A 612-nucleotide genomic window follows, 5' to 3' on the forward strand; every position below is an offset into this window, starting at 1 on the left:
CGCCACCCTGCTGGCCGCCGGCCTGGACGACCACCCCGGCGTGCACGTCCTGGAGCCCCTGGGCTACATCGACTTCATCGCCGCGGTCCGGGGCGCGGCCGCGGTCGTGACCGACTCGGGCGGACTCCAGGAGGAGACCACCATCCTGGGCGTGCCGTGCCTGACCGTCCGGCCCAACACCGAGCGGCCGATCACCATCACCCACGGCACCAACCGCCTCGTCACTTTCGAGGACCTGGTCCCCCAGACCCGCAAGGCCCTCGACACCGAACACGCCACCGCCCGCAAGCCACCGCTGTGGGACGGCCACGCCGGAGAACGCATAGCCGACGTGATCCGCCACTGGAAGAAGGCGAAGTAGCCATGGACATGGATCTGGTGGTCATCGGGCTCGGTTACGTCGGGCTGCCGCTGGTACGGGAGGCCGCCCAGGCCGGACTGCGGGTGGGCGGCCTGGACCGCGACCCCCGCGTCGTCGAAGGACTCAAGGCCGGGCGCTCGCACATCGACGACGTGGACGACGCCCAGGTGAGCGACATGCTCACCGCGGGCTTCACCCCCACCCTGGACGAGGCGGTCCTGGACGACGCCCGCTCCATCGTCATCTGCGTC

General features: G+C 70.9%; 2 protein-coding genes. Both read left to right on the forward strand.

Features of this window, described 5'->3' with window-relative positions:
* A partial coding sequence (locus ACFPZN_RS56470) for a UDP-N-acetylglucosamine 2-epimerase (protein WP_378293735.1) occupies window positions 1-361 on the forward strand: 361 nt, incomplete at its 5' end.
* Between the two features lie 8 nt (window positions 362-369).
* Window positions 370-612, forward strand: a 243-nt coding sequence (locus tag ACFPZN_RS56475; protein WP_465252319.1) for an NAD(P)-binding domain-containing protein, incomplete at its 3' end; no start/stop codon positions are given.

It is taken from the genome of Actinomadura rugatobispora (assembly GCF_042656285.1).
In the GTDB taxonomy this organism is placed as follows: domain Bacteria; phylum Actinomycetota; class Actinomycetes; order Streptosporangiales; family Streptosporangiaceae; genus Spirillospora; species Spirillospora rugatobispora.